The following is a 24,288-nucleotide window of genomic DNA, read 5'->3' as shown; positions in this document are numbered from 1 at the left end:
TTTAGTACGTTGTAATCTGGCTTGTTCTGTAAGTTGTTGAAATTACTAGAAAAAGTGCTTTACAAAAAGATTCTACGGCCTATAATGCGCGGCAACAAATGCACTCGTAGCTCAGCTGGATAGAGTACTCGGCTACGAACCGAGCGGTCACAGGTTCGAATCCTGTCGAGTGCACCATTTAAGGGTTGTTTGTAGTAATGCGAGCAACTTGCTTCAACCAGGGTGGTCTGGTCTATCAAACACAAATTGCACTCGTAGCTCAGCTGGATAGAGTACTCGGCTACGAACCGAGCGGTCACAGGTTCGAATCCTGTCGAGTGCACCAAACATGAAAAGCGCCCCAAGCCTAACGGCTTGGGGCGTTTTTTTTTGTGCGCTTTTTATGAAAGGGTTTGGCATCGTGTGGGATGCCGGTAAACGCTCCTGTGCGGTGTGCCAGGCAGGCTCCACACGATTCGGCAGTGAATGCCTCGTCAACGATCTCAAACACGCTGTGAGTGCTTGTCCGGGCGCCGTAGCAGCTGCCGAGCTTGCGAGGCTGCGTTCGAGGACGAAGTCCTCGCAAAACCTGTGCGCGCGGTTTACCTGAAAGAGCGTGTTGTCTGATTCACGACCGCTTCGCAGTCGAATGCAGCCTCGCAAGCTCGTCAGCTGCTACGAGAGTTAGCGCTCGAATCCTGTGGAACAGGCAAAAAAAATCCGGAGCCCTTATCGGGCTCCGGATTTTTTACTCATCAAGGAGCGTTCAGCGATCCTTACTCAGGCTTTCAGAGCAGCTTGAGCTTCGGCGCCTCTTCCTTGATCGGCTCGTTCTGCGCGGTTTGTTCGTTCCAGCCGCCACCGAGGGCCTTGTACAGATTGACCTCGCTGACCAACTGCGAAAGACGGTCAGTGATCAATGCTTGCTGCGCGCTGTACAACTGGCGCTGGGCATCGAGGAAGGTCAGGTTGCTGTCGATACCGATCCGGTAGCGACGCTCGGCCAAACGGTAGTAAGCCTGGTTGGCACTGACCAGATCACGCTGGGCCTGCAACTGTTGGTTGAAGGTCTGGCGTGCGGCCAGGCCATCGGAGACTTCCTGGAAGGCGGTCTGGATGGACTTTTCGTACTGTGCCACGGTGATGTCTTTCTGGATTTTCGAGTTATCCAGGCTCGCTTTCAGGCTGCCGGCATTGAAGATCGGCAGATTGATTTGCGGCTGGAACAACCAGGTCCCCGAACCACCTTTGAACAGACCGGACAGATCCGGGCTCAGCGTGCCGGCGTTGGCGGTCAGGCTGATGCTCGGGAAGAACGCCGCCCGTGCCGCGCCAATGTTGGCGTTGGCAGCCTTGAGCTTGTGTTCGGCTGCAAGGATGTCCGGGCGACGCTGCAGCAGGTCAGAAGGCAGACCGGCGGGTACTTCACTCAGCAGGTCGCCAGCCAGCGGCTGACCGCCTGGCAGGTTGGCCGGAACCCCGGTGCCCAGCAACAGCGCCAGGCTATTTTCGTCCTGTGCTACCAGGCGGGTATAACGCGCCAATTGCACTCGTGCGTTCTCTACGGAGGTCCGCGACTGGCTCAGGTCGAGGGCCGAGGCCACACCGACTTCGTTGCTGCGCGCAGTAAGTCTGTAGCTCTCCTCGTATGTACCCAGGGTGGTCTCGGTCAGCTTCAGCAGTTCCTTGTCGGCTTGCCAGGTCAGGTAGGCGTTGGCCACGCTGGCCACCAGGCTGATCTGAGTACTGCGACGGGCCTCTTCACTGGAGAAATAGGTTTGCAAGGCTTGTTCGCTCAAGCTGCGAACGCGGCCAAACAAATCCAGCTCATAGGCGCTGACGCCCAGAGTCGCCGAATACTGGCTGGTGATGTGTTCTGCGCCGGTTTGCGACAGGCGCGCCGGAGTACGTTGACGGCTACCGCTGCCGGTCGCCGAGACGGCCGGGAACAAGTCGGCGCGCTGGATGCGGTATTGAGCCGCAAAGGCGTCGATGTTCAGGGCCGCAACGCGCAGATCGCGGTTGTTCACCAGTGCGGTCTGAATAAGCTGTTGCAGTGCCGGGTCATGGAAAAACTGCCGCCAGCCTTGTTCAGCGGCCGCCACGTTGGCGGCCTCCGTAGGGCTGTAGGCTGGACCTTGCGGCCATTGCGCCGCGACCGGTGCTTCTGGCTGCTGATAATCGGGTATCAGCGAGCAACCACCGAGCACGAACGCGGTAATTGCCAGGGAAAGTAGCGACTTGCTCATTGGCTAGCCTCGGTTTGAGTTTCAATGGTGTCCAGTTCGTCCACGTTTTCTCTGCGGCCTAAGGAGGACACTGTGACGAAGAACAACGGCACCCAGAAGATCGCCAGAACAGTGGCGGTGATCATGCCGCCAATTACCCCGGTACCGATTGCATGCTGGCTGCCCGAACCTGCGCCTGTGGAGATTGCCAGTGGTACCACGCCGAGCACGAATGCCAGCGAAGTCATGATGATCGGCCGCAGACGCATCCGGCAGGCTTCAATGGCCGCATCGGTCAGACTACGTCCCTGATGATGCAACTCCTTGGCAAACTCGACGATCAGAATGGCGTTTTTCGATGCCAGACCGATGGTCGTCAACAAGCCCACCTGGAAGTACACGTCGTTGGACAGGCCACGCAAGCTCGTGGCGAGCAGGGCACCGATAATCCCCAGCGGAACCACCAGCATGACCGCGATCGGAATCGACCAGCTTTCGTACAGCGCTGCCAGACAGAGGAAGACCATCAGCAGAGACAGCGCATACAGCGCCGGCGCTTGCGAGCCGGACAGACGCTCCTCGTAGGACAGGCCAGTCCAGGAAATACCGACACCGGCCGGCAGCTTCTTGGCCAGGGCTTCGACTTCGGCCATGGCTTCACCGGTACTGTAGCCGGGCGCCGGGGCACCGAGGATTTCCATGGCTTCGACGCCGTTGTAACGGGCCAGCTTCGGCGAGCCGTAGATCCATTCACCCTTGGCGAAGGCCGAGAACGGAACCATGGTGCCGGCGCTGTTGCGCACATACCATTTCTTCAGGTCTTCGGGGCTCATGCGGGCACCGGGCTGACCCTGGATGTAGACCTTCTTCACCCGACCGCGGTCGATGAAGTCGTTGACATAACTACTGCCCAGTCCGATCGACAGGGTGCTGTTGATGTCTGACAGCGTCACGCCCAAGGCGCTGGCGCGTTCATCGTCGATGGTCAGTTGGTACTGCGGTTCATCGTTCAGGCCGTTCGGGCGCACCTGCGACAGTACCTTGCTTTGCGCTGCCATACCCAGGAACTGGTTACGTGCAGCCATCAGCTTGTCGTGACCGATACCGGCGCGATCCTGCAAGAACACGTCGAAACCGGTGGCGTTACCCAGCTCCAGTACTGCCGGTGGCGCGAAGGCAAACACCATCGCGTCACGGAAGGTGAAGAAGTGCTGCTGAGCCCGGGCAGCCAGCTTGAACACGCTGTTTTCTGCAGAGCGTTCGCCCCATGGCTTGAGCATGATGAATGCCATACCCGAGCTCTGGCCACGGCCGGCGAAGTTGAAGCCGGTCACGGTAAACACCGAGTTGACGGCGTCGCCTTCACCGCCTTGCGCGCTTGGGCGCAGCAGGAATTCGCGCATCTCGTCGACCACCACCTGAGTTCGTCCGGAACTGGAGCCGGCCGGGGTCTGCACCTGAGCGAAAAGCACGCCCTGGTCTTCTTCCGGCAGGAACGCAGTAGGGATACGGGCGAACAACCAGACCATACCGATCACGATGATCACGTAAGCCAGCAGGTACGGAGCCTTGTTTCTGAGGATGTTGCCGACACCGCGCTCGTAGCTTTTCACGCTACGGTCGAAGTTGCGGTTGAACCAGCCGAAGAAACCACGCTTAGGTGCGCCGTGCTCACCTTTTGGAATGGCCTTGAGCATGGTTGCGCACAGCGCCGGGGTGAAGATCAGGGCGACCATTACCGACAGCGCCATGGCTGAAACGATAGTGATCGAGAACTGTTTGTAGATCACCCCGGTCGAGCCACTGAAGAACGCCATGGGCAGCAGTACTGCCGATAGCACCAGCGCAATACCGACCAGTGCGCCCTGGATCTGCCCCATGGACTTCTTGGTGGCTTCCTTGGGCGACAGTCCTTCCTCGCTCATTACCCGCTCGACGTTTTCCACCACGACGATGGCATCGTCCACCAGCAAGCCGATGGCCAACACCATACCGAACATGGTCAGGGTGTTGATGCTGAAGCCAAAGGCCGCGAGGATCCCGAAGGTACCCAGCAACACAACCGGCACAGTCATCGTGGTGATAACGGTAGCGCGGAAGTTCTGCAGGAACAGGAACATCACCAGGAACACCAGCACGATCGCTTCGACCAGGGTTTCAACCACACCCTTGATCGACTCGGTCACCACTGGAGTGGTGTCGTACGGGAACACCACTTTCATCCCTTCAGGGAAGAAGGGTTCCAGGTCGCTGATGGTCTTGCGCAAGGCCTTTGCGGTGTCGAGAGCGTTGGCACCGTTGGCCAGCTTGACCGCCAGACCGGAGGCCGGCCTGCCGTTGAACTGGGCGCTGATGCTGTAGTTCTCACCACCAAGGCCGACATCGGCCACGTCACCCAGACGCACTTGCGAGCCGTCTTTGTTGACCTTCAGCAAGATGGATTTGAACTGCTCGGCCGTTTGCAGGCGAGTCTTGCCGATAATGGTTGCGTTCAGTTGCTGGCCAGAAACGGCTGGCAAGCCACCGAGTTGCCCGGACGACACCTGGACGTTCTGCGCAGCGATGGCGGTCTTCACGTCCACCGGCGTCATGTTGAAGTTGTTCAGCTTGGCCGGGTCGAGCCAGATACGCATCGCGTACTGGGCACCGAACACCTGGAAGTCACCGACACCTGCGGTCCGGGAGATCGGGTCCTGCATGTTGGAGACGATGTAGTTGGACAAGTCGTCCTTGGACATGCTGCCGTCTTGCGAGACCACACCGATGACCAGCAGGAAGTTCTTCACTGCCTTGGTGACACGGATGCCCTGCTGTTGCACTTCTTGCGGCAGCAGCGGGGTGGCCAGGTTCAGTTTGTTCTGGACCTGAACCTGCGCGGTATCGGAGTTGGTGCCCTGTTCGAAGGTCGCGGTAATGGTCATGCTGCCGTCAGAGTTACTTTCCGAAGACACATAACGCAGGTTGTCGATACCGTTGAGCTGCTGCTCAATGACCTGAACCACGGTGTCCTGCACGGTTTGTGCAGAAGCGCCTGGGTAGGCAACGGAGATGGCGATCGCCGGTGGCGCGATGCTCGGGTACTGGTTGATCGGCAATTTGAGGATCGATAGAGCCCCGACCAACATGATCACCAGAGCAATTACCCAGGCGAAAATCGGACGGTCGATAAAAAATTTCGACATGGTTTACTCCCCTTTGCCGCCTGCAGCTTTGTTTGTTGCCTGCGCAGTGGTCGGGTTTTTCGCCGCAACGTTGGTCGCTTCGCTGGCCTTGACCTCAACGCCAGGTTTGACGAATTGCAGGCCTTCGGTAATCAGCCGATCGCCCGCCTTCAAGCCATCCTCGATCAGCCATTGACTACCGACTGTCCGACTGGCCTTGAGCTGACGCAGCTCGACTTTGTTGTCCGGGCCAACCACCAGAGCGGTGGGGGTGCCTTTCAGGTCACGGGTCACGCCTTGTTGCGGAGCGAGAATCGCCGCAGCGTTCACGCCAGTCTGCAACTGCGCATGGACAAACATGCCCGGCAGCAGAGTGTGGTCGGGGTTCGGGAATACCGCGCGCAGGGTCACGGAACCGGTTGTTTCGTCGACCGAGACTTCGGAGAACTCCAGTTTGCCTTCCGGTTTGTATTGGCTGCCGTCCTCCAGGGTCAGCTTGACCATGGCCGCATTCTCGCCGGCCTTTTGCAGGCGACCGCTTTCCAGTTCGCGGCGCAGCTCAAGCAACTCGACCGACGACTGAGTGACGTCGACGTAGATCGGGTCGAGTTGCTGAATCACCGCCATGGCGGTCGCCTGGCCGCTGTTGACCAGTGCACCTTCGGTGACCGAAGAGCGGCCGATACGGCCTGAGAGTGGCGCTAGCACTTTGGTGTAACGCAGGTTGATCTGTGCGTTTTGCAGACTTGCTTCCGATTGCAAACGATTGGCCACGGCAGTGTCGTATTCCTGACGGCTTACGGCTTGCTCGCTGACCAGTTGTTTGTAGCGATCGGAAATCGACTTGGTCGACTGCAGGTTCGCTTCGGCGCTTTTCTGGGTGGCTTCATAGACCGACGGATCGATTTGGTACAGCTGTTGGCCGGCTTTGACGTCGCCGCCTTCCTTGAACAGACGCTTGAGAATGATGCCGTTGACCTGAGGGCGGACTTCCGCCATGCGGTAGGCCGTGGTACGGCCAGGAAGTTCGGAGGTCAGGGTGAAGGCCTGGGGTTGAAGGGTCACTACGCCGACCTGAGGGACTTGTGGGGCAGGTGCCGCCTCTTCCTTTTTGCATCCGCCAAGCAGCGATGCCAGGGCGACGGCAGTGACCAGAGCGGTAACAACTGGCTTGAATTGCATGAAAATCCTCGGGTCAGGCGCGCGAAATGCGCACAAGAAAAGTGGAAAGGTAAAAAATGTGCGCTGGGTAGATAAGTAGCTTGCTAATTAATATACTTACGTTCATGGTTGTTTGTAAATACCGGGGCGTGTACCCGGGCTGTTACAAGGCACGAATTGTAGGTTGGGGAAGGCATAACAATCGCCGCCCGCTATTAAGCTCAGATTAAGGTCCGGTGCCGTCTGAGGCACCCTGATTGAGGTTGTACTGCCATGGTCCGTCGTACCAAAGAGGAAGCTCAGGAAACCCGTAGCCAGATACTCGAAGCGGCAGAGAAAGCCTTTTATGAGCGTGGTGTGGCGCGTACCACGCTGGCGGATATCGCGGCGCTGGCTGGCGTCACGCGCGGGGCCATTTATTGGCATTTCAGTAACAAGGCGGATCTGCTTCAGGCCATGCTCGACACTTTGCATGAGCCGCTGGATGAGATGGCCAGGGCCAGTGAAAATGAAGAGGAGCTCGACCCGTTGGGTTGCATGCGCAAGCTGCTGATTCATTTGTTTCATCAAGTTGCCCTGGACCCGAAGACCCGACGCATTAATGAGATTCTGTTTCATAAGTGCGAGTTCACCGATGAAATGTGCGATCTGCGTCAGCAGCGCCGCGTCGCCAGCCTGGATTGCAATGTGCGTATCGGCCTGGCGTTGCGTAATGCGGTGAATCGTGGGCAGCTTCCCGAGAATCTGGATACCGCCCGCGCAGCGATCAGCATGCATGCATTCATCAACGGCATCCTTTACAAGTGGCTTCTGGCTCCTGACGGTTTTGAACTGCACACAGAAGCCGAGCGTTGGGTCGATACCGGGTTGGACATGCTGCGCTGGAGTCCGAGCTTGCGCAATTAAGACAAAATGCGTAATTGAGACCAGTTGTGTCAACACTTAAGGCGAGCGAAGATCGATCCTGCGTTTGCCTTGTTTCGATGGGGTGCTTTTATATACGTGCTGGTTATATCTTGATAGATAGCGAGCTACGTATTTTGTAGGAAAATTGTGCGAGTGTGTGAATGAGTGTAAACGCCCCGTTGTTCAAAGGAGCTGAGCAGCCGATCAGAGGCATCGCACTGATTTGCCTGGCGGTTTTGCTGTTTGCAAGTCACGACTCGCTGGCCAAGTACTTGTCGGTGTTTTACCCCATCGTCATGGTGGTGTGGGCACGTTATGTGGTGCACACGCTGTTGATGCTGGTGATCTTCGTGCCGCGCACTGGTTTTTCGGCAGTGGTGCGCACCAAACGCCCGGGTTTGCAGTTGCTTCGCGCCCTTTGCCTGATTGGCACCAGCCTGTTCTTCACCACAGGTTTGCGCTATATCCCGTTGGCGGAAGCCACTTCGGTCAACTTTCTCGCGCCTTTATTGGTTACCGCGTTGTCCGTCCCGTTGCTGGGTGAGCAGGTCACGCGCAGCCAATGGCTGGCGGTGCTGGCCGGTTTTGTCGGGGTGCTGATCGTGGTGCGGCCGGGCGGGGCACTGTTCACGCCGGCGATTTTCCTGCCGCTGTGCTCGGCGCTGTGTTTTGGCTTCTATCAACTGCTGACCCGCAAACTCAGCGGCATCGACAGCCCGACTACCAGCAACTTCCTTACCGGTATTCTCAACTCGTTGATCATGAGCGCGCTGCTGCCATTTTTCTGGAGCACGCCAACGCTGGTTCACGCTCTGTTCATGATCGGTCTGGGGACCTGCGGCATGCTTGGCCATATGTTGCTGACCCAGGCCTTTCGCCATGCCGCCCCGGCGATGCTCGCGCCGTTCAGCTACGGGCAGATTCTGTTTGCCGGAATGTACGGCTACCTGATCTTTGACCATACGCCGGACATCTTCGGCATCATCGGGATTGCAGTGATTTGCCTGAGCGGTCTTGCCGTGGCCTGGGGGCAGCGCAAGGGCTAAGCTGACGAGGCAGCCGAATCGGGGGAGGGGTGGTCGCTGATGGTCCTGGCTCCTCCCGACCAGAGCAAACAGGCCGCGTCCGCATGCCTGCGGGTCGTGGTGAATTCGAGGAAAAACCTGTGAACAAGATTTACTCGAGTGCAGAATCCGCCCTGCAAGGTCTCGTCGAAGACGGCATGACCCTTGCGGTAGGTGGCTTTGGGTTGTGCGGTATCCCCGAGGCCTTGATCGCCGCCTTGCGTGACACCGGCAAGAGCGGGCTGACGGTGATCAGCAACAATGCCGGGGTCGATGGTTTCGGATTGGGTCAACTGCTGACCACCCGGCAGATCCGCAAGATGATTTCCTCATACGTCGGCGAGAACAAAGAGTTCGAGCGGCAGTACCTGGCCGGCGAGCTGGAACTGGAGTTCACCCCGCAAGGGACACTGGCGGAAAAGCTCCGCGCTGGTGGTGCGGGTATACCGGCGTTTTTCACCAAGACCGGTTACGGCACTCTGGTGGCCGAAGGCAAGGAAACCCGTGAGTTCGATGGCGAGTGGTACGTGATGGAGCGTTCGCTGCGTGCCGACCTGGCGTTGGTCAAAGCCTGGAAGGCCGACAAGTCGGGCAATCTGCTGTTCAACAAGACCGCCCGCAATTTCAACCCGCTGGCCGCCATGGCGGCGAAAGTCTGTGTTGTCGAAGTGGAAGAGATTGTTGAGACAGGCGAACTGGATGCCGACCAGATCCACTTGCCGGGGATCTACGTGCAGCGTCTGGTGCTCAACGCCACCCCTGAAAAACGCATCGAACAACGCACTGTGCGGAGCGCCTGATCATGGCCTGGACTCGTGAAGAAATGGCGCAGCGCGCCGCTCAAGAATTGCAGGACGGTTTCTACGTGAACCTCGGTATCGGTTTGCCGACACTGGTGGCCAACTATATTCCCGAAGGCATGGACGTCTGGCTGCAGAGCGAAAACGGTTTGCTCGGTATCGGTCCGTTTCCGCTTGAAGATGAAGTCGATCCTGACCTGATCAATGCCGGCAAGCAGACCATCACCACCTTGCCTGGCAGCAGTTTTTTCAACAGTGCCGACTCCTTCGCGATGATCCGTGGCGGCCACATCAATCTGTCGATTCTCGGTGCCATGCAGGTGTCGGAACACGGCGATCTGGCCAACTGGATGATCCCTGGCAAAATGGTCAAAGGCATGGGCGGCGCCATGGACCTGGTGGCTGGGGTCAAGCGCGTGGTGATATTGATGGAACATACCGCCAAGGGCGGTAGCCACAAACTGCTCAAACGCTGCGACTTGCCGCTGACCGGCGTCGGTGTGGTGGACCGGATCATTACTGATCTGGCGGTGCTGGATGTGACCGGGCAGGGCCTGAAACTGGTGGAGCTGGCGGCGGGTGTGAGCCTGGAAGAACTGCAAGCGGCGACCGGGTGCCCGATCAGCGCTTGATCGACGGCTCTTTGCAGGAGCCTGGCTTGCCAGCGATGAACGATAACGCGGTAGGTCAGGCAGACCGCATCGCTCCCTTCGCGGGCAAGCCTCGCTCCTACAGGGGGGCGAGTACATTCCAGGCAAATTGCTTTGCCAACAAAAAGCCCCGGCTCTTTCGAGTCGGGGCTTTTTGCGTTTGGGGGGCTGCTCTCCCCTTTCCCGGAATGTGCCTGCAAAAAGACCGGTAGCGGCTGAAATGATCGTTCCCACGCTCCGCGTGGGAATGCAGCCCGGGACGCTCCGCGTCCCAACAGCGGACGCAGAGCGTCCATTGAGGCGTTCCCACGCAGAGCGTGGGAACGATCAACCCGACCTTTCCATAATCGGCATAGGCCGCTCCCTATGCCGATTAAGGCGCTTTGTTTACAGCACTGGGTAGTCGATGTAGCCGACCGGGCCTTTGCCGTAGAAGGTTTCAGGATGCGCCTGGTTCAGTTCGGCATCGGCTTTCAGGCGCGCTGGCAGGTCCGGGTTGGCGATGAACGGTACGCCGAAGGCGATCGCATCGGCCTTGCCGCTGGCCAGCCAGGCATTGGCGCTGTCTTTGGTGAAGCGTTCGTTGGCGATGTATGGGCCGCCGAACGCTTCTTTGAGCTGCGGGCCGAGGCTGTCGGCGCCTTCTTTCTCGCGCGAGCAGATGAAGGCGATGCCACGTTTGCCCAGTTCCCGAGCGACGTAGCTGAAGGTCTCTGACGGGTTTTCGTCGCCCATGTCGTGGGAGTCGGCCCGTGGCGCCAGGTGCATGCCGACGCGGCCAGCGCCCCATACTTCGATTACTGCGTCAGTCACTTCGAGCATCAGCCGTGCACGGTTTTCCAGCGAGCCACCGTAGTTGTCGGTGCGCTGGTTGGTGCTGCTTTGCAGGAATTGATCGAGCAGATAACCGTTGGCACCGTGGATTTCCACACCGTCGAAACCGGCGGCTTTGGCGTTCTCGGCACCCACGCGGTAGGCGTCGACGATGTCGGCGATTTCAGCGGTTTCCAGTGCGCGTGGCGTCGGGTAGTCGGACAGCGGACGAACCAGGCTGACATGGCCTTTGGGCTGAATGGCGCTCGGGGCGACCGGTGTTTCGCCATTCAGGTAAGAGGGGTGGGAAACTCGCCCGACGTGCCACAGCTGCAGGAAAATCCGCCCGCCAGCGCCGTGAATGGCCTTGGTCACGTTGCTCCAGCCGCGCACTTGATCGTTGGACCAGATGCCCGGGGTGTCAGGGTAGCCGACGCCCATTGGTGTGACCGAAGTGGCCTCGCTGAGGATCAAGCCGGCGGAGGCGCGCTGAACATAGTATTCAGCCATCAGCGCGTTCGGCACACGGCCTTCATCGGCGCGGCAGCGAGTCAGCGGTGCCATGATGATGCGGTTCGGCAGTTCGAGGTCGCCGAGTTTGATTGGATCGAAAATAGTTGCCATGGATACAACCCTCTTAATGATCAGTTGGTAGCTGGGGCCAGCTCGGCATTGCCGCTCTGACGAAAAGTAATCAGGGTCACCAGCAGTGCGAGGACCGCCAGCGCAGCAGCGGCCAAGGGCACGCTGGTCAGGCCGAAACCGTGGGCAATGACGCTGCCGCCGACCCAGGCGCCGAGGGCGTTGCCGATGTTGAAGGCGCCAATATTGAGGGTCGACACCAGGTTCGGTGCGGCCTTGCCGAAGGTCACTACGTTCACTTGCAGGGCCGGAACGGCGGCGAACGAGGCGCTGGCCCAGAAGAACAGGGTGATTTCGGTCGGGATCAGCGCGACGCTGGTCCAGCTCAACACGCTCGAGACCACCGCCATCGAGATGAAGACCCCGATCAGCGTGGCCGCCAGGCGTTTGTCCGCCAGCTTGCCGCCGATGATGTTACCCCCGGTCAACCCGAGACCTATTAACAGCAGGGTCCAGGTCACGCCCTTGGGCGAAACACCGGTGACGTCACCCAACAGCGGTGCAACGTAGGTGAAGAGGGTGAACATCGACGCCGCAAACAGCGCGGTCATGCTCAGCGACAACCAGATCCCGGCACCTTTCAGGGCGGCCAGCTCCGAGCGCATATCGAGTTTTTCTTCATCGCGTCTGGCTGGCAGGAAACGGATCAGGCCGATCAGCGCGATCACACCGATAACTGTCACTGCCCAGAAGGTCGAACGCCAGCCGGCTTCCTGACCCAGAGCGGTGCCCAGCGGTACGCCCAACACGTTGGCCAGGGTCAGGCCGGTGAACATCAAGGCCACGGCCGAGGCGCGTTTGTTGGCGGGTACCAGGCCGGCAGCCACCACCGAACCGATGCCGAAGAAGGCGCCGTGACACAGGGCCGTCACGACCCGGGCGAACATCAACACGTTGTAGTCACTGGCCAGGGCACAGAGCAGGTTGCCGACGATGAAGATGCCCATCAACGCTACCAGTGCGGCCTTGCGTGGCAGTTTGGCGGTGGCCAGTGCCATGAACGGCGCACCGATGGCCACGCCCAGGGCGTAGCCGGTCACCAGCCAGCCGGCGCCGGGAATCGACACCCCGAGGTCGGCCGCCACATCGGGCAGCAAGCCCATGATGACGAACTCGGTGGTGCCGATGGCGAAGGCACTCAGGGCCAGGATGAGTAGCGAGAGGGGCATGTTTAATCCTTTTAAAAGTGCCGGGTCAGAGCTCTTTGCTGATGGTGCGCAGGAATTCCTGAATCACATCCTCGTTGCGTTTGAAGAAGTGCCACTGACCGGCCTTCTGGCTGGTGATCAGCCCCGCACGCTGCAAGGTCGCCAAGTGAGCCGACACGGTCGACTGCGACAGGCCGCAGCGTTGATCGATTTGTCCGGCACAGATGCCGTACTCGTGATGGTGGATTTGATCGGGGAACTGAGCTTTCGGGTCTTTCAGCCAGTTGAGAATGTCTCGCCGTACTGGGTGCGCCAGGGCTTTTATTATTTCGTCGAGGTCGATGGTCATGGCAGTGCTCGGGGTGGGTAAAACGTTATATCGCGATGGAGCGAACTTTAAATCGTTATTTCGCGATATACAAATATGACTTTGGTCTGAGATCAGCGTAAATCGATATATCGGGTTATAACGATATCAGCGCCTGGTGCTAAGCTGCGCTCTATGAACTATCTCGCACACCTACACCTTGGCGGTCAGCGCCCGGGTCAACTGCTCGGCAGCCTGTATGGCGATTTCGTCAAAGGCCGGCTGCAAGGGCAGTTCGATCCGGAGATCGAGGCGGCCATTGCGCTGCATCGGCATATCGATATGTTCACCGATCGCCACCCGCTGGTCGGCCAGTCGCTATCGCGGTTTTCGCTGACGCGGCGGCGTTACGCTGGAATCGTGCTGGACGTGTTCTTCGACCATTGCCTGGCGCGGGACTGGCAGCTGTATACCGACCGTCCGCTGGACAGTTTCACTGCAGACGTTTATCGGGTGCTGGCCGCTGAACCCCGGTTGCCAGGGCGCCTGGCGGAAATTGCGCCGCACATGGCGGCCCATGACTGGCTGGGTTCGTATCGTGATTTTGCGGTGCTGGAGCAAGTGCTCCGGGGTATCTCGCGGCGCTTGTCGCGCCCCGAGGAACTGGCTGGCGCCATGCAGGAACTGGAAAGGTTGTATGAGCCGTTGAGTGAGGATTTTCGGGTGTTCTATCCAGAGTTGCAGGCGTTCTCACAAGAACAATTGCGAATACATTCTTGAGCGCAGCGATGATCTAGTGTGGGAAGGGTCGGGCGACGTTCGTTTGCTCGCGATGCGGACACCTCGGTTGGGCTGATACACCGTGGCGATCCCATCGCGAGCAAGCTCGGCTCCTACAGACGCGGGGGTCAGGCAGCGATCAGGTCACCGGTACGGCGCGGTTCTGCAGGTTGAGCGACCTCACCAAACAATGCTTTTTGCACCGCTTGCTGCGCCTGAAAGGCTAATGCCGCACGTTCCTGACCGTGACAGGCAATCGGTTTGAGCAGGTGGATTTCCACCTCGCCCTGATCATTGGCAAACAAGCGCATCAGGTGTGACAGCAGGTCATCGTCGCCAATGAAGGGTGCCAATGGATCGATCTGTCCATCACGTAAATACCGAATGGCCACCGGTTGCAAGGCCACGTCGGCGTCGATGGCGGCAGACAGCAAGCGGCCATGGAAGGTGCGCAGCGAACGGCCGTCGGTGGTGGTGCCTTCCGGGAATATCAGCAGCGGATGTTCTTGCTCCAGATGACGGCTCATCTGTTTGCGGATCAACTGGCTGTCGCCCGAGCCGCGACGGATAAACAGACTGCCAGCCTTCGCCGCCAACCAGCCGGCGACCGGCCAGGTACGCACTTCAGCCTTGGACAGAAAGGACAGCGGAGTCAGCATGCCGAGCAACGGAATGTCGGTCCATGACACATGGTTGCTGACCCATAGCATTGGTTGTTGCGGCAGTTCCCCCTGAACGGTCACACGGAAGGGCAGGGCATTACTCAGCCGTGCCATGAAAAACCGTGACCAGCGCTGACGCCGGACCATGGAGTTGGCGATGCCCATGCGCTCGAAAAAACCGAACAGGCTGGCCATGCTCAAACCTAGCGCGACCACCAGCAACACCCGCGCAATCCGTGCGTACACCCGCAACCGGCTCATCAGACTGCCGCCTTGAAGTGCCGTGCGTAACGCGGGCACAACTCGTCACGCTTGAGCAGGATGAACACGTCAGCGACCTGGAAGTCTTCGTCCCAGCAGGGTTCGCCGCAGATTTTCGCCCCAAGGCGCATGTAAGCCTTGAGCAGTGGCGGCATTTCGGCGATTACGTTGGACGGGATGTCGAGGGGCGGCAGCGGTTTCTTCGGTTCGGCGCGCAAGTGTTCGGTGCTCAGGTAGCGTTCGCGCAGCCGTTGCATGATCGCCTGGGCCTGAATCCCGCCGTCCTGCATCGGGATGCTGGCGCAACCCATCAGGTAGCTGTAACCGCCCTGGTTGAGCACTTCAGCCAGTTCGCCCCAGAGCACGGCGATGGTACCGCCGTTGCGATACGCCGGATCAACGCAGGTGCGGCCGATTTCCAGGATCGGGCCTTTGAGGTGCACCAGGCCGTGCAGGCTGAATTCTTCTTCGCTGTAGAAGCGCCCCAGGCTGCTGGCGGCCTGATGGTCGAGCAAGCGAGTGGTGGCAACCAGACGGCCGGTGTTCAGGTCACGTACACCGATGTGGGCGCAGTGAACATCATAGTCATCCATGTCCAGACCGAACTCGGCTCCTTTTAACCTGGCGTTGAATTCGCCGCTGAAAACGTTGAAGCGCAAGGCCTGGGCTTCCTGCAATGCCTCGGTACCGATCAGGCGTTCGGCTTGCAGGCGGCGTTCATTGCCGGTGTCGCTGATGCGGGCGATCTGAGTCATTGCGAATCTCCTTACGGGCTACTGACCCATCTTGGGTTGCAGCCGATCGACTTTGTTGTGCAAAGTCAGGCTATGTAGCCCCGGTGTCATCGCCATGAAGCTTTGGTGATGCTTGTATGACAGCCCTTTGAGGAACCTCTTATGCCTTGGCAAGCCCTGTTGAGCCGCTGCACCCGGTTGCCCGCCGGTCCGGATCTGGCTGAAGGCTATGCGGCTTTGTTACACAAGTTGGGCAACGTGACGCCGTTCGAGCTGGCGGTGCGCGGTGGTCGATTGATGGCAACGCCGGGGCTGGCGTTTCTGGTGGGCTACCAGGCAGCGTTGCGCATGCTTTGGCCCAGTGCGCCGCCGAGCCTGGGTGCCTTGTGCGCGACCGAGCAGCGCAGCCTGCGACCGTCAGACATGCAGACCCGTCTCGATGGCCTGCGACTGAGCGGGCGTAAGGATTTCGTCACGGCCGGCGATGCCGCGGACTGGCTATTGATTGCCGCGCGCTGCGAAGGGCCGGATGAACCACCGCGTTTGAGTCTGGCGGTGGTTTACCCCGGAGAGCCCGGTGTACGTCTGGAAAAATTACCGGCCATCGCGTTGATGCCGGACATCAGCCACGGCCGCCTGTTTCTCGACTATGCCCAGTGCGAATTGCTCGCCGGGGACGGTTGGGACGCCTACGTCAAACCGTTCCGTACCCTGGAAGACATCTATGTGCTCAGTGCCATGAGCGCCTGGTTGTATGGCGTCGGTCACGACAGCGACTGGCCGCAGAGCCTGCAATTGCGGCTGTTGGCGCTGCTGGCCGGGTGTGCCGAAGTCAGTCGGCACAGCCCGGGTTCAAATGCCGGGCATATCTTGCTGGGTGGTTTGTTCGCACAGTTTGATTCGCTCAAGCCTGAGCTGAACGAAGCGTTCAACGATGGCCCGCCGGAGTGGGCTGAGCTGTGGAACCGTGATCGGGCGCTGCTGGACCTGGCCACTGTGGCGCGGGCCAAACGGCTGGCCAAGGCGTTGGCGGGTTGAAAAGGCCCCGCTCCTCGTAGCAGCTGGCGAAGCCTGCGTTCGGCCGCGAAGCGGTCGCAATCCGATAGATGCGTTTTGTCTGAAGAAACGCGATTGCAGGTTTCACGACCGCTTCGCGGCCGAACGCAGGCTTCGCCAGCTGCTACGGGTTTTTTTTTGCAGCCAAGGGTCCTCGGTATTCACCTTCAAAACTGTCATCTATCTCGACTAGGCTCAGCAGGTTCATCCCCTGAGTGCCTACCATGCCCAAAGGCTTGACCCTGCTCCTCGCGCTGTTGCTGTTTGTGGACCATCAGGCTGTTGCCGAAAACTGGCCTGCCGAACAATGGTCCCAAGGCCCTCAGGTCACCGGTCCGGCGCTTAAAGCCCTGGAGGATTACGCCTTTGAGACTCGCGACGACACTACCCATAAAGGCATCCGCACCGATGCCTTGCTGGTCATCCGCGACGGCCAGCTGATTTACGAACGCTATGCCGGGCCGACCACCGTCGATACGCCGCATCTCACTTGGTCCATCAGCAAAAGCCTGATGGCCACCGTGTTGGGCGTGGCTTATGGCGAGGGACGTTTTGCGTTGCAGGACCCTGCGGCGAAATTCTATCCGCCGCTGCAAAAGCATCCGGCGATTTCCATGGCCGACCTGTTGCACTGGGCGTCTGGCCTGGATTGGCAGGAAGACTATGAATACGCCCCGTTGAAGTCATCGGTGGTGGCCATGCTGTACACCCTGGGTCGCGGCGATATGGCAGCGTTCACTGCCGAACGTGCTGAGCTCAGCGCGGCGGGACAGGTGTTTCGCTACTCCAGTGGTGACAGCAATCTGTTGTCCGCCACACTGAAAAACCTGCTCGGCGCAAAGTATCCGGACTATCCGTGGACCGGGTTGTTCGAACCCTTGGGCATTCGCAACGCTATTTGGGAAACCGACGCCAGCGGTACTTTTGTCGCCTCATCCTATTGCTACCTCACCGCGCGTGATCTGGCACGGGTCGGTCTGTTGATGCAGCGCGACGGTCGTTGGCGCGATCGGCAGTTGTTGCCAAAGGAGTGGGTCGAGTTCAATCGCCAGCCTTTTGCGTACTATCAAGCGAAGCAGGACGACGTTGTGCCCGGTGGCCAGTGGTGGCTCAATCGCGCGGTGGAGGGTGCAGGCAAACCCTGGCCGGATGCTCCGGCCGATACCTTTGCCGCACTGGGCCATTGGGGGCAGGCGCTGTATGTCATCCCCAGCGAGAACCTGGTGATCGTGCGTTATGCTGATGATCGCGATGGCAGTTACCAGCACAACGAATTGCTCAAGCGTGCGTTGGCCGCTTTTACCCCACAGGTGTTGCCATGAGCCGTCGCGGGTTTGTCCGGCGCAGACCGTTCAGCAGTGTGCTGATTTTGCTGGTTCTGGCGTCGCTCGGCTGGGGCTGGCAGGAACGGGAGGCATTGCAGGCGTTCCCCGACATCCTTGGAGCTTACACCGCCAAGGAGTACTGCTCCTGTCGCTATGTGATGAACAATCCGACCCAGTATTGCACTGCTTATGTGAAGCAATATTTGCCCATCAGCGGTTTTTTTGATGATGCGGCGAGCAAGCGTGTGACGGCCAGCGGCATGGGCCGAACCCACACCGCTGGCTGGATAGGCACGCGCCAGGGTTGCCGGTTGCTGCCACAGGCTGATCGGTTGCCGGGCTCATGAAAGTTTGCAAGTTCGGCGAGTATGGTTAAGGTTCAACTCAGGTTTATTTGCCCATGAGTTGTTATGCCCAACGCTTCGTTACTCAAACTGTGCACTTTGCTGCTGACGGCCTGCGCGGCCCTGCCTGCTCACGCCGACTGGTATCTGGATGGCGAGTCTTCACGACTGTCCTTTGTCACCACCAGGAACGCCCATATCTCTGAAGTTCAGCGCTTTCTGGCGCTGCACGGCAAGGTTGATGACACGGGCATGACGCAAGTACAGGTCGAGCTGGAGTCGGTCAATAGCGCAAATGCGCTACGCGATGAGCGCATGCGCAAGGATCTGTTCGAGATCAAGACATTCCCGCAGGCGCTGATCACCGCGCAAATCAATCTGCTGCCGATCAAAGACCTCGCCCCCGGTGCGCAGCTCGAACTACGGTTGCCGCTGACCGTAAAGCTTCACGGCAAGGAGCAGAGCTACAACGCCGAACTGCTGGCCACAAGGCTTGATGACCGGCGTTTTCAGGTGGTCACCCTTGAGCCGCTGGTGCTCAATGCCGAAGACTTCGATTTGGCACCGGGCCTGATTACATTGCGCAAAGCCGCCGATTTGTCGGCGATCAGTCTCTCGGTGCCGGTGGGTGCGGTACTGATTTTCGCGGCGCGCTGACATGAGCGGCGCGGTATTCCCCTGGCGCGAAGGCAATCACTTCGAACTGCTGATCGACGGGCCGGGTTTCTTCCCGCGCATGTTGGTGGCGATTGCGCGGGCCGAGCGCCAGGTGGAGCTTGAGTTGTACCTGTTGGAGGCCGGAGCCTGCGCCGAAGCCATGGTCCAGTCGCTGGTGCAGGCGGCCGAACGCGGCGTTCGCGTGCGCTGCCTGTTCGATGACTACGGGAGCCTGGCCTTCACCTTGAGTTTGCGCAGCCGATTGATGGAGGCCGGTGTCGAGCTGTGTTTCTACAATCGGTTGAGCTGGCGACACTGGGTGCGCAATTTTTACCGCGATCACCGCAAGCTGCTGTTGGTCGATCAAAGCCTGGCAGTGGTGGGGGGCACGGGTGTCACCGATGAGTTCTGGACCCCGGGCGAGGACACCAGCGAATGGCATGAGGTGATGGTGGAAATCGTCGGCCCGTTGGTGCAGGACTGGCAGATGCTGTTCGACCGCCAATGGGTCGCCAACCGTCACCGCCGGGCCTGGAAACCGGCCTCGAACTTCGGTCTGCAACGGCTGCCCCGTGTGCCGGCGATCGCTCCGGGCATGGGGCGGGTGGCTTATGCCGACGCCCGTCAGCATCGGGACATCCTGCAATCGCTGGTACGCGCCTTGAACAGCGGGCAGCGCCGCATCTGGCTGGCGACGCCGTACTTCCTGCCGACCTGGAAAGTTCGCCGCTCGTTGCGCAGAGCCGCAGCGCGCGGTATCGATGTGCGCCTGCTGCTCACCGGGCCGCGTACCGATCACCCCTCAGTGCGTTACGCCGGGCATCGCTACTACCCACGTCTGCTCAGGGCTGGCGTGAAGATCTTCGAGTATCAGCCGTGCTTCCTGCATCTGAAAATGGTCTTGATCGACGACTGGGTGAGCATCGGTTCGTGCAACTTCGATCACTGGACTTTGCGTTTCAATCTGGAAGCCAATCTGGAGGCGCTCGATCTTGAGCTGACGCGTGCGGTGGCGGCGAGTTTTGAGGCGGACTTTGCCCAGAGCCAGGCTGTCAGCCTTGAGGCGTGGAGAAACCGGCCGTTGTGGCGACGGGTCAAACAGCGAGTTTGGGGTTGGGTGGATCGCTTGGTCGTGAATCTGCTGGATCGACGGGGGTGACCACATGATTGTTCCCACGCTCCGCGTGGGAATGCCTCACCGGACGCTCTGCGTCCGCTCTTGAATGTGACGCGCAGCGTCACGGGCTGCATTCCCACGCAGAGCGTGGGAACGATCCAAGGCCTGTCGCGGTTTTACAACAGCTCGAAACTCTGTTCTTTTACGTCCTGGGAATCCAGGCCGATCTGCACGTTGAATTTGCCTGGCTCGGCCGCGAATTTCAGCTGGGTGTTGTAGAACTTCAAGTCGTTCTCTTCGATGCTGAAGTGCACGACTTTCTCTTCGCCAGCCTTGAGCATCACTTTCTGGAAGTTCTTCAGCTCCTTGACCGGACGGATCATCGAGCCGGTGACATCCTGGATATACAGCTGCACCACGGTTTCGCCATCGCGCTTGCCGGTGTTTTTAACTTTCACACTGGCGTCGAGCTTGCCGGTCTTGTTCAAGGTAGTGGCCGACAGCGCCATATCGGACAGGCTGAAGTCGGTGTAGCTCAAACCGTAACCGAACGGGTACAGGGGGCCGGTGATGTCGTCGAAGTACTGTGAGGTGTAGTTGCCTGGCTTGCCCGGAGTGAACGGACGGCCGATGCTCAGGTGGTTGTAGTAAGTCGGGATCTGCCCCACCGAACGCGGGAAGCTGATCGGCAACTTGCCGGACGGGTTGTAGTCGCCGAACAGCACGTCGGCAATCGCATTGCCGCCCTCGGTGCCGGCGAACCAGGTTTCGAGGATCGCATCGGCCTGTTCCTTCTCGTCGAGAATGGTCAGCGGGCGGCCGTTCATCAACACCAGCACCAGCGGTTTTCCGGTGGCTTTGAGGGCTTTGATCAGCTCGCGCTGGCTGGCCGGGATGTTCAGGTCGGTGCGGCTCGAAGACTCGTGGGACATGCCGCGGGACTCGCCGACCGCAGCCACAACCACATCGGCCTGTTGCGCGGCTTTGACCGCTTCATCGATCATCACTGCTGCCGAGCGCGGATCGTCCACCACTTCCGGGGCATCGAAGTTGAGGAAGTTCAGGTAACCGACGACCTTCTGGTCGGACGTGATGTTGGCGCCACGGGCGTAGATCAGCGTCGACTGATTGCCAAGCGCGCGGGTCATGCCGTCGAACAGGGTCACTGACTGGGCCGGCACGCCAGCGGCGGCCCAACTGCCCATCATGTCGATCGGCGCTTTGGCGAGCGGGCCGACCAGTGCGATTTTGGCGGTCTTTTTCAGCGGCAGGGTTTCACCCTGATTTTTCAGCAGCACCAGGCTGCGGCGGGCCACGTCGCGGGCTTCGCTGCGGTGCAGGCGGCTTTCGGCATTGGTGTCGGCCGGATCGTCTTCGGCCTTGCCGATGCGCAGGTACGGGTCTTTGAACAGGCCCATGTCGTACTTGGCGGCCAACACTTCACGCACCGCGTTATCGATATCGCTCTGGGCAATCTCTCCGGACTTCAGCAGCCCCGGCAGTTCCTGGCCATACAACGTGTCGTTCATGCTCATGTCGATGCCGGCCTTGATCGCCAGCTTCGCGGCTTGGCGACCGTCGCGTGCGACGCCATGTTTGATCAGCTCGAAAATCGCCCCGTGGTCGCTGACCGCCAGGCCCTTGAAGCCCCATTCTTTGCGCAACAGGTCCTGCATCAGCCACATATTGGCGGTGGCGGGGACACCGTTGATCGAGTTCAGGGCGACCATCACTCCGCCGGCACCGGCATCGATGGCCGCGCGGTAGGGTGGCAGGTAGTCCTGGTACATCTTGACCGGGCTCATGTCCACGGTGTTGTAGTCGCGACCGCCCTCGACCGCGCCGTACAAGGCAAAGTGTTTGACGCTGGCCATGATGCTGTCCGCTGCACTCGGGCTAGCGCCCTGGAAGGCCTTGACCATGACTTTGGCAATGCGCGACACCAGGTAGGTGTCTTCACCGAAACCTTCTGAGGTGCGGCCCCAGCGTGGGTCGCGGGAGATGTCGACCATCGGCGCGAAGGTAATGTCGAGACTGTCGGCACTGGCTTCTTTGGCGGCGATGCGCCCGCTCAGGCCAATCGCGTCCATGTCCCAGCTCGAGGCCAGGGCCAGGCTGATCGGGAAGATCGTCCGGTGACCGTGGATCACGTCATAGGCGAAGAACATCGGGATCTTCAGCCGGCTGCGCATCGCCGCGTCCTGCATCGGACGGTTTTCCGGACGGGTAATCGAGTTGAACGTGCCACCGATGCGCCCGGCAGCGATTTCCTTGCGGATCATCTCGCGGGGCATTTCCGGGCCGATGCTGATCAGGCGCAACTGGCCGATCTTTTCATCGAGGGTCATTTGCTTCATCAGGTTGGCGATGAAGGCGTCCTTGTTCTCAATGGGTGCGGGATTTGTGTCGGCCAATACAGAGTGACTGGCCAGACTGATAACAAGGCCCAGCAAACACAACTTCTTCATGAATATTATTCTCGCTGGCTTATAAGCAGTCGCAGTTGAAACGCGCTGGATAGCCAAAATTTAGGGAGCGACTATTGTTGTTCGGATAAATGCAGCACACTTCTGAACGCTTTTTCGCGCAGGGCATCTTTTAGCTGATTGGCTCGATGCAATCCAGTGGTGGCAGCAGATTATGCCCCAAGAGCTCGATGTAAAGGGTCGCTGGTTCCATTCCATAGGGTTGTGCAAGGGCGTGTCACCCCGATCCAGGTCGATGCCAGCATTCTGGACGACCCGGAAAAATTCAAGCAGTTCAAGCAGGCTCAGGACCAGTTGACCGGCGCCCTCAGCCGTTTGATGGCGGTTTCCGAGCGCTATCCGGACCTCAAAGGCCAACCAGAACTTTCTGGCCCTGCAATCGCAACTTGAAGGCACCGAAAACCGCATCAGCGTGGCGCGACTTCATCCTCGCGGTACTAAAAATAATGAATGAGTATTCGAAGACATGGCGTTACTGAGTGAATACGAACAGCGCAAGGTCGCCGAAGCGATTGCGCGGGTCGAGCAATACACCGATGCCGAACTGGTCACCGTTCTCGCTGCCCGGGCCGACGACTATGCCTATATTCCGCTGCTCTGGGCCAGCCTGCTGGCGCTGATCGTGCCGGGCGTCGTGCACTACCTGTCCGGCTGGATGAACATGCATACGTTGCTGCTGGTGCAGTGGGTCAGCTTTATCATTCTCTGCCTGCTGTTCCGGATCCCCAGGATCACCACCCACTTGATCCCGCGCTCGGTACGCCATTGGCGCGCCTCGAACCTGGCGCGTCGGCAGTTCCTCGAACAGAACCTGCATCACACCGTCGGCAGCACCGGCATGCTGATTTTTGTTTGCGAGGCGGAGCGTTATGTCGAAATCCTGGTGGACGAGGGCATTTCCAAACGCCTGGACAACAAATGCTGGGATGCCATCGTCGCCGTCTTTACCCAGCAAGTGAAACAGGGCCAGACCTTGCAGGGGTTCATCACCTGTATCGAAGCCTGCGGTGAACTGCTCAGGGTGCATGTGCCGGTGACCCATGTGCGCAATGAATTGCCAAATAGGTTGGTGATTCTCAGGTAGGCCTCTGCCCCCGGATTTGTCCCTTGCGGCGCTACAACCTCGGTGCGTTGCCGGGGGGCAGGCGTGTATCCAATATCTCTCTCTATTGATGAACGCTCTGCACACAGGCGTTCGGCTATAGAGGGAATTTGCATCATGTCATACCGTCAAGCGGATGATCCCGTCGTCTGCCGTGGTCTGCCTTATGGGGCCGATAAAAACACTCCTGTCAGGCTGACGCCTAAAGAAACGCAAGTTCTGCAATGGAGTTCTCAAGGGAAAACCTCTTGGGAAATCGCACGGATTCAGAGTTGCTCAGAAGCCACGATCAACTTTCATTTCTCCAATATTCGCCGCAAGTTCGCGGTCAGCTCGCGCAGCGCGGCAGTGCTCAAGGCCATCGAACTGGGGATTATCTCCATGGGTAGCATCGAACGAGAGGCCCATGAGCATGACTGATTCGACCTACAGCAGCATCAGCGGACTGCTACTTGGGTTGGGCGTTGCAGCGACACTGCCGCCGATCGATGGCGAAGCACTGTTTGGAGCGGCCCTTGGGGCCTGGTTAGTCACCACCACCCGGAAAAACCTCAAGGCTTGGCAGCGTATAGGTTCATTGTTGTTGTTGTTGTTGTTGTTGTTGTTGTTGTTGTTGTTGTTGTTGTTGTTGTTGTTGTTGTTGTTGTCCGCTGGCGTCGGTTACCTGTTCACCCCGGTGACGTTGCCACTCGCCCCTTTCCTGACCAGTGGTGTCGCTGCATTCCTGTGCGCATTGATGGTCATACCGATCAGCATCAAAGCGATGCAGTGGGTTGACGGCGCCAATCTCGGAGAGATTATCCGGCGTCTTAAAGGGGGGAAGTGAGCCCAATGCCAGTCAGTTAAGGAATTTCAGGTTCAGCACTGTCCCCCGTAGCAGCTGCCGAAGGCTGCGTCCGGCGGCG

22 protein-coding genes, 2 tRNA genes and 1 pseudogene are annotated in these 24,288 nt (G+C 59.3%); 16 read left to right on the top strand and 9 right to left on the bottom strand.

The annotated features are described in order from the left end of the window. Nucleotides 1-100: 100 nt before the first annotated feature. Together AC07W5_RS27825 and AC07W5_RS27820 are read left to right on the top strand one after the other, a co-directional pair. Nucleotides 101-177 (top strand) — tRNA-Arg (locus AC07W5_RS27825). Nucleotides 178-248: 71 nt separating this feature from the next. Next, nucleotides 249-325, top strand: a tRNA-Arg gene (locus AC07W5_RS27820). Between the two features lie 442 nt (nucleotides 326-767). Here the strand turns inward: AC07W5_RS27820 and AC07W5_RS27815 are convergent. From AC07W5_RS27815 to emhA, 3 genes are read right to left on the bottom strand one after another with little or no spacing between them, the layout of a single operon-like run. Then, nucleotides 768-2,228, bottom strand: a complete 1,461-nt coding sequence (locus AC07W5_RS27815; protein ID WP_494992742.1) for an AdeC/AdeK/OprM family multidrug efflux complex outer membrane factor — start codon at nucleotides 2,226-2,228, stop codon at nucleotides 768-770. Further along, nucleotides 2,225-5,389, bottom strand: coding sequence for an efflux RND transporter permease subunit EmhB (gene emhB / locus AC07W5_RS27810; protein WP_494992743.1), 3,165 nt, complete (start codon nucleotides 5,387-5,389; stop codon nucleotides 2,225-2,227). The genes AC07W5_RS27815 and emhB overlap by 4 nt, the downstream gene beginning before the upstream one ends. 3 nt (nucleotides 5,390-5,392) lie before the next feature. Beyond that, nucleotides 5,393-6,550, bottom strand: coding sequence for an efflux RND transporter periplasmic adaptor subunit EmhA (emhA, locus tag AC07W5_RS27805; protein WP_494992744.1), 1,158 nt, complete (start codon nucleotides 6,548-6,550; stop codon nucleotides 5,393-5,395). Nucleotides 6,551-6,802: 252 nt separating this feature from the next. Between emhA and emhR the strand changes: the two genes are divergently transcribed. The 4 genes from emhR to AC07W5_RS27785 all read left to right on the top strand — a co-directional run bounded on the left by emhR (nucleotide 6,803) and on the right by AC07W5_RS27785 (nucleotide 9,931). Continuing rightward, on the top strand, nucleotides 6,803-7,435 hold the full coding sequence (gene emhR / locus AC07W5_RS27800) for an efflux system transcriptional repressor EmhR (RefSeq protein WP_495024702.1): 633 nt from the start codon (nucleotides 6,803-6,805) through the stop codon (nucleotides 7,433-7,435). Between the two features lie 161 nt (nucleotides 7,436-7,596). Further along, nucleotides 7,597-8,481, top strand: a complete 885-nt coding sequence (locus tag AC07W5_RS27795) for a DMT family transporter (protein ID WP_495024701.1) — start codon at nucleotides 7,597-7,599, stop codon at nucleotides 8,479-8,481. Between the two features lie 119 nt (nucleotides 8,482-8,600). Then, nucleotides 8,601-9,299, top strand: coding sequence for a CoA transferase subunit A (locus tag AC07W5_RS27790; protein ID WP_495011543.1), 699 nt, complete (start codon nucleotides 8,601-8,603; stop codon nucleotides 9,297-9,299). A 2-nt stretch (nucleotides 9,300-9,301) separates the two neighbouring features. Then, nucleotides 9,302-9,931 carry a CoA transferase subunit B gene (locus tag AC07W5_RS27785; protein WP_494992748.1) on the top strand — a complete coding sequence of 210 codons (630 nt, stop codon included), beginning with the start codon at nucleotides 9,302-9,304 and terminating at the stop codon, nucleotides 9,929-9,931. A 405-nt stretch (nucleotides 9,932-10,336) separates the two neighbouring features. Here the strand turns inward: AC07W5_RS27785 and AC07W5_RS27780 are convergent, their stop codons facing one another. The 3 genes from AC07W5_RS27780 to AC07W5_RS27770 are packed head-to-tail and all read right to left on the bottom strand — an operon-like array spanning nucleotide 10,337 to nucleotide 12,901. Then, entirely contained in the window at nucleotides 10,337-11,386 is a 1,050-nt protein-coding gene (locus AC07W5_RS27780; protein WP_495024700.1) for an alkene reductase, read from the bottom strand. A 20-nt stretch (nucleotides 11,387-11,406) separates the two neighbouring features. Further along, nucleotides 11,407-12,573, bottom strand: coding sequence for an MFS transporter (locus tag AC07W5_RS27775; protein ID WP_495024699.1), 1,167 nt, complete (start codon nucleotides 12,571-12,573; stop codon nucleotides 11,407-11,409). 25 nt (nucleotides 12,574-12,598) lie between these two features. Continuing rightward, on the bottom strand, nucleotides 12,599-12,901 hold the full coding sequence (locus AC07W5_RS27770) for an ArsR/SmtB family transcription factor (protein ID WP_494992751.1): 303 nt from the start codon (nucleotides 12,899-12,901) through the stop codon (nucleotides 12,599-12,601). Nucleotides 12,902-13,054: 153 nt separating this feature from the next. Between AC07W5_RS27770 and AC07W5_RS27765 the strand changes: the two genes are divergently transcribed. After that, nucleotides 13,055-13,639: an acyl carrier protein phosphodiesterase gene (locus tag AC07W5_RS27765; RefSeq protein WP_495011545.1), complete on the top strand. Its 585-nt coding sequence runs from the start codon at nucleotides 13,055-13,057 to the stop codon at nucleotides 13,637-13,639. A gap of 128 nt (nucleotides 13,640-13,767) precedes the next feature. Here the strand turns inward: AC07W5_RS27765 and AC07W5_RS27760 are convergent, their stop codons facing one another. Both AC07W5_RS27760 and olsB read right to left on the bottom strand, forming a co-directional pair. Continuing rightward, nucleotides 13,768-14,562, bottom strand: coding sequence for a lysophospholipid acyltransferase family protein (locus AC07W5_RS27760; RefSeq protein ID WP_495011546.1), 795 nt, complete (start codon nucleotides 14,560-14,562; stop codon nucleotides 13,768-13,770). Further along, nucleotides 14,562-15,317, bottom strand: coding sequence for an L-ornithine N(alpha)-acyltransferase (gene olsB, locus AC07W5_RS27755; protein ID WP_494992754.1), 756 nt, complete (start codon nucleotides 15,315-15,317; stop codon nucleotides 14,562-14,564). Before olsB ends, AC07W5_RS27760 begins: the two co-directional genes overlap by 1 nt. Before the next feature lie 141 nt (nucleotides 15,318-15,458). Between olsB and AC07W5_RS27750 the strand changes: the two genes are divergently transcribed. The 5 genes from AC07W5_RS27750 (at nucleotide 15,459) to AC07W5_RS27730 (ending at nucleotide 19,837) form a co-directional block, all read left to right on the top strand. After that, nucleotides 15,459-16,334: an acyl-CoA dehydrogenase middle domain-containing protein gene (locus AC07W5_RS27750; RefSeq protein ID WP_494992755.1), complete on the top strand. Its 876-nt coding sequence runs from the start codon at nucleotides 15,459-15,461 to the stop codon at nucleotides 16,332-16,334. Between the two features lie 242 nt (nucleotides 16,335-16,576). After that, a complete protein-coding gene (locus AC07W5_RS27745; protein ID WP_495024698.1) occupies nucleotides 16,577-17,674 on the top strand; it encodes a serine hydrolase domain-containing protein in 1,098 nt (365 codons plus the stop codon). Beyond that, nucleotides 17,671-18,024: an amidase gene (locus AC07W5_RS27740; RefSeq protein ID WP_494992757.1), complete on the top strand. Its 354-nt coding sequence runs from the start codon at nucleotides 17,671-17,673 to the stop codon at nucleotides 18,022-18,024. The genes AC07W5_RS27745 and AC07W5_RS27740 overlap by 4 nt, the downstream gene beginning before the upstream one ends. A gap of 63 nt (nucleotides 18,025-18,087) precedes the next feature. Next, nucleotides 18,088-18,678 carry a YceI family protein gene (locus AC07W5_RS27735; protein WP_494992758.1) on the top strand — a complete coding sequence of 197 codons (591 nt, stop codon included), beginning with the start codon at nucleotides 18,088-18,090 and terminating at the stop codon, nucleotides 18,676-18,678. Nucleotide 18,679: 1 nt separating this feature from the next. After that, nucleotides 18,680-19,837: a phospholipase D-like domain-containing protein gene (locus AC07W5_RS27730; protein WP_495024697.1), complete on the top strand. Its 1,158-nt coding sequence runs from the start codon at nucleotides 18,680-18,682 to the stop codon at nucleotides 19,835-19,837. 134 nt (nucleotides 19,838-19,971) lie between these two features. On the opposite strand, the gene bglX is transcribed toward AC07W5_RS27730, so the two are convergent. After that, the gene (gene bglX / locus AC07W5_RS27725; protein WP_495024696.1) at nucleotides 19,972-22,263 is read right to left on the bottom strand and encodes a beta-glucosidase BglX; all 2,292 of its coding nucleotides are present in this window, start codon (nucleotides 22,261-22,263) and stop codon (nucleotides 19,972-19,974) included. Nucleotides 22,264-22,500: 237 nt separating this feature from the next. Between bglX and AC07W5_RS27720 the strand changes: the two are divergent. The 4 genes and pseudogenes from AC07W5_RS27720 to AC07W5_RS27705 form a co-directional block, all read left to right on the top strand. After that, nucleotides 22,501-22,702, top strand: a pseudogene (locus AC07W5_RS27720) (LemA family protein); the annotation flags it as partial. Nucleotides 22,703-22,747: 45 nt separating this feature from the next. Next, entirely contained in the window at nucleotides 22,748-23,365 is a 618-nt protein-coding gene (locus AC07W5_RS27715; RefSeq protein WP_495024695.1) for a TPM domain-containing protein, read from the top strand. Nucleotides 23,366-23,500: 135 nt separating this feature from the next. After that, complete coding sequence (locus AC07W5_RS27710; protein ID WP_494992762.1) at nucleotides 23,501-23,803, top strand: response regulator transcription factor; 303 nt, start codon at nucleotides 23,501-23,503, stop codon at nucleotides 23,801-23,803. Further along, a complete protein-coding gene (locus AC07W5_RS27705) occupies nucleotides 23,790-24,209 on the top strand; it encodes a putative holin (protein WP_495024694.1) in 420 nt (139 codons plus the stop codon). The genes AC07W5_RS27710 and AC07W5_RS27705 overlap by 14 nt, the downstream gene beginning before the upstream one ends. Nucleotides 24,210-24,288 lie beyond the last annotated feature (79 nt).

The sequence above is a fragment of the Pseudomonas sp. GW821-FHT01E05 genome (genome assembly GCF_059422425.1).
The sequence above is the reverse complement of the archived record's forward strand: the minus strand, read 5'-3'. Positions and strand labels throughout refer to the sequence as shown.

Coding starts and splice junctions, on each gene's coding strand:
- AC07W5_RS27730 (WP_495024697.1), top strand. CDS start 18,680: ATGAGCGGCGCGGTATTCCCCTGGCGCGAAGGCAATCACTTCGAACTG.
- AC07W5_RS27715 (WP_495024695.1), top strand. CDS start 22,748: ATGGCGTTACTGAGTGAATACGAACAGCGCAAGGTCGCCGAAGCGATT.
- AC07W5_RS27775 (WP_495024699.1), bottom strand. CDS start 12,573: ATGCCCCTCTCGCTACTCATCCTGGCCCTGAGTGCCTTCGCCATCGGC.
- olsB (WP_494992754.1), bottom strand. CDS start 15,317: ATGACTCAGATCGCCCGCATCAGCGACACCGGCAATGAACGCCGCCTG.
- emhA (WP_494992744.1), bottom strand. CDS start 6,550: ATGCAATTCAAGCCAGTTGTTACCGCTCTGGTCACTGCCGTCGCCCTG.
- emhB (WP_494992743.1), bottom strand. CDS start 5,389: ATGTCGAAATTTTTTATCGACCGTCCGATTTTCGCCTGGGTAATTGCT.
- AC07W5_RS27735 (WP_494992758.1), top strand. CDS start 18,088: ATGCCCAACGCTTCGTTACTCAAACTGTGCACTTTGCTGCTGACGGCC.
- AC07W5_RS27770 (WP_494992751.1), bottom strand. CDS start 12,901: ATGACCATCGACCTCGACGAAATAATAAAAGCCCTGGCGCACCCAGTA.
- AC07W5_RS27705 (WP_495024694.1), top strand. CDS start 23,790: ATGAGCATGACTGATTCGACCTACAGCAGCATCAGCGGACTGCTACTT.
- bglX (WP_495024696.1), bottom strand. CDS start 22,263: ATGAAGAAGTTGTGTTTGCTGGGCCTTGTTATCAGTCTGGCCAGTCAC.
- AC07W5_RS27750 (WP_494992755.1), top strand. CDS start 15,459: ATGCCTTGGCAAGCCCTGTTGAGCCGCTGCACCCGGTTGCCCGCCGGT.
- AC07W5_RS27795 (WP_495024701.1), top strand. CDS start 7,597: ATGAGTGTAAACGCCCCGTTGTTCAAAGGAGCTGAGCAGCCGATCAGA.
- AC07W5_RS27740 (WP_494992757.1), top strand. CDS start 17,671: ATGAGCCGTCGCGGGTTTGTCCGGCGCAGACCGTTCAGCAGTGTGCTG.
- AC07W5_RS27745 (WP_495024698.1), top strand. CDS start 16,577: ATGCCCAAAGGCTTGACCCTGCTCCTCGCGCTGTTGCTGTTTGTGGAC.
- AC07W5_RS27760 (WP_495011546.1), bottom strand. CDS start 14,562: ATGAGCCGGTTGCGGGTGTACGCACGGATTGCGCGGGTGTTGCTGGTG.
- AC07W5_RS27780 (WP_495024700.1), bottom strand. CDS start 11,386: ATGGCAACTATTTTCGATCCAATCAAACTCGGCGACCTCGAACTGCCG.
- AC07W5_RS27710 (WP_494992762.1), top strand. CDS start 23,501: ATGTCATACCGTCAAGCGGATGATCCCGTCGTCTGCCGTGGTCTGCCT.
- AC07W5_RS27765 (WP_495011545.1), top strand. CDS start 13,055: ATGAACTATCTCGCACACCTACACCTTGGCGGTCAGCGCCCGGGTCAA.
- emhR (WP_495024702.1), top strand. CDS start 6,803: ATGGTCCGTCGTACCAAAGAGGAAGCTCAGGAAACCCGTAGCCAGATA.
- AC07W5_RS27785 (WP_494992748.1), top strand. CDS start 9,302: ATGGCCTGGACTCGTGAAGAAATGGCGCAGCGCGCCGCTCAAGAATTG.
- AC07W5_RS27815 (WP_494992742.1), bottom strand. CDS start 2,228: ATGAGCAAGTCGCTACTTTCCCTGGCAATTACCGCGTTCGTGCTCGGT.